Annotated in this window: 2 protein-coding genes; one reads left to right on the plus strand and one right to left on the minus strand. The window is 47.0% G+C overall.

The window, feature by feature from the left end; translation table 11 throughout:
- Nucleotides 1–461 precede the first annotated feature (461 nt).
- On the plus strand, nucleotides 462–2,843 hold the full coding sequence (locus A37S_RS0122300) for an ABC transporter permease (RefSeq protein WP_028298856.1): 2,382 nt from the start codon (nucleotides 462–464) through the stop codon (nucleotides 2,841–2,843).
- Nucleotides 2,844–2,876: 33 nt separating this feature from the next.
- Here the strand turns inward: A37S_RS0122300 and A37S_RS0122305 are convergent.
- Nucleotides 2,877–3,059 (minus strand): aldo/keto reductase (locus A37S_RS0122305; protein ID WP_028298857.1); only part of this gene is annotated, 183 nt, incomplete at its 5' end.

Consider the following 3,059-nt stretch of genomic DNA (forward strand, 5'->3'; position numbering starts at 1 on the left):
ATGAAATTGATGCCCGCGTCAATGGCCGTTTTCACTAAGGTATCTACATCGTCCTGTGGCAGGGTGCCAATGGCCGTCCACATCCCTTTGCCGCCAAAAGTCATGGTTCCCAAGCATAGTTCGGAAACTTTTAGCCCCGTATTTCCCAAAAAATTGTATTTCATCTTATTATCCGTAATAGTTTAGTTGGTATATGTCGTTTTTATTTAAACAACTTCTTTAGGAAAATGTTGCGACACCATTACCCTGTTTCGACATCGAAATGTAAACATAATAGGAAATACCTTCTTCCTACTGTACGGAATCGAACCATTACCGTCCGATTCCGTACAGTAGCTATAGCCCAAACCTTCGTTTGTGGACAGTAGACAACTACTTTCCTTGCTGGCAGGTTTGTTGTGAACAATTTTTATAGAGACTGACATTTAATGTCTCAAATCTGATGTCTCAATACTAACACGATGCTAAAGAACTACATCAAAATCGCGTTCAGGAATCTAAGACGCCACAAATCCTTTTCCCTGCTGAACATAGCAGGACTGGCGATTGGTATGACCTCCAGCATCCTGATACTGCTATGGGTGCTACATGAAAGGAGTTACGACCGTTTTCATGCCCACGCCAATGAAATATATCGCGTGACCGTTGAGGCAACGGAAGAATTTAAGGCCGCCATAAATCCCTCGGGCATGCCTGCCGAATTAAAAGCCAAAATCCCGGCCATCAAGAACACGGTCAGGCTCAGCCATCCCTCAACCAATGTTTTCGAATATGGCGACAACAGGTTCGAAGAAAAAAGAGGCTTTTATGCCGATTCCACTTTTCTGGATGTCTTTTCCTTTCCATTGGTTTCGGGAGATGCCACCACGGCGCTGCAACGCCCCGATGCCGTACTGATAACGGAAGACCTGGCAAGGAAGTATTTCGGTGATGCCGACCCCATTGGCAAGATGCTGAAAAAGAACAATGACAAACAGGTAACGGTGACAGGGGTTTTAGCCAGCGTGCCCGCCAACTCGCATTTGCAGTTTGATTACATCATGCCCACGTCTGCCATAGAAAAATGGGAATGGAACTACCCCGGAGACGACATCTGGACTAGTTTTCTCTACTACGCTTATATCCAGCTCGACAAAAATTTCAATCCTACGGCGGCAAATCTAGCCGCACTGGAAAAACAGATGAATGATATCTATAAGTCACATGTTACCGAGGATGTATTGAAGGCGTCTTTTCATGCCCAACCGCTCACCTCCATTCATCTGCATTCCAACCTACAGGTGGACCTGCCCGGAAACGGCAACATCCAATACGTCAATATCCTTTTCCTTGTGGCCGTCTTCATACTCATCGTCGCCTGTATCAATTTCATGAACCTTTCCACCGCCCGTTCCGCCCGTAGGGCCAAAGAAGTTGGCTTACGCAAGGTAGTGGGTGCCGCACGAGGGCAATTGATAGGCCAGTTCCTGGGAGAATCCATACTCATTTCTTTTATATCGCTCCTTATAGCGATAGGTCTCGTTTGGCTATCCTTGCCTGCCTTCAATTACCTGGCAGGAAAAACACTGGGAATAAACCTGTTTGACGGAAAGCTATTGCTCACATTAACGGGCATTGCGCTGATAACCGGACTGGTTGCGGGTAGCTATCCCGCATTGTTCCTATCCGGCTTCCAACCCATCAAGGTATTGAAAGGCAATACCAAATCCAGCGGAAGCGGCAACCTCCTTTTTCGGAATGGACTGGTCGTTGTCCAATTTGTGGTATCCATTGTGTTATTGGTAGGCACGGTGGTAGTATACCAGCAATTGAACTACATGAAGGATAGGGATATTGGCTACGAAAAATCGAACCTGATCTATGTGCCCATGACCGGTGATATATGGACGGGACAAGATGCCTACAAAAGCGAATTGCTACAGAATCCATTGACCGCCAATTTTGCCATTACCAACGAGTTGCCGACCAATTCCATAAGCGGCAGCACAGATATCAAATGGGAAGGGAAAGACCCAAATTCACAAATCGTAATTCCCAGCTTCGATGTCAGCGAGAACTTTTTTGACGTTTTCCAGATGAAGATAGTAGCCGGCCGTGCCTTCTCCAAGGATTTTAAGGGAGACTCGAGCAACTACGTCATCAATGAAAAATTTGCCGGCATCATGGGGTTCGATGCCGAAACCGCGATAGGTAAGCCTTTAACGGTCTGGGACCGAAGTGGCACTGTCATAGGCGTAGTGAAAGATTTCAATTTCAAACCTGCACAACAGGCCATTGAACCGCTCATCATGAAGCTCAACGACTGGGGCGGCACGGTCGTGGTACGTACGCAGCCGGGCAGTACCGAAGCCACAATCAAGGCCTTGGAGAAAATAAACACTAGCTTGAATCCCGGATTTCCTTTCTCCTATAATTTTGTGGACCAGGAACTCGACAATCTCTATAAAGGAGAACAGCGATTGGGAAGTCTTTTTAATTTATTTGCCGTACTGGCCATTTTTATTTCCTGCCTAGGCCTGTATGGCCTGTCGGCTTTTATGGCCGAACAGCGCATTAAGGAGATAGGTGTACGAAAGGTATTGGGCGCTTCTGTATTCAATATAACGTATCTCTTATCCAGCAGTTTTGTGAGGCTCGTGCTCATCGCCATTTTTATTGCCATACCAATCGCATGGTACGCCATAGATAACTGGTTGAGCGGTTTTGCCTATCATATAAACTTAGGGTGGGTCGTATTTTTAATAGCGTCACTTGTTGCGATAGCCATAGCGCTGCTCACGGTGAGCTATGAATCCATTAAGGCAGCGCTGGCCAATCCTGTTAAATCTTTACGCGATGAATAGATCGCGTAATAAGTAGAGACGCATGCAAATGGCCTATCGGTCGGCTCCCTGACGCTCAAGCATCCAGCCGGGGTACTCGGGAGCCAGCTTGCTCACCGCGTCCAATCGCGCCAGCTCGTCCGCTGTCAATTGGATGTCCACCGCTTTCAGATTGTCTTCCAGCTGTTCCGGCTTTTTAGCTCCGATGATGACCGATGTCACTACCGACTGGTGCAA

Origin of the sequence: Olivibacter sitiensis DSM 17696 (assembly GCF_000427965.1) — a bacterium.
Taxonomy (GTDB): domain Bacteria; phylum Bacteroidota; class Bacteroidia; order Sphingobacteriales; family Sphingobacteriaceae; genus Olivibacter; species Olivibacter sitiensis.

Coding starts and splice junctions, on each gene's coding strand:
- A37S_RS0122300 (WP_028298856.1), top strand. CDS start 462: ATGCTAAAGAACTACATCAAAATCGCGTTCAGGAATCTAAGACGCCAC.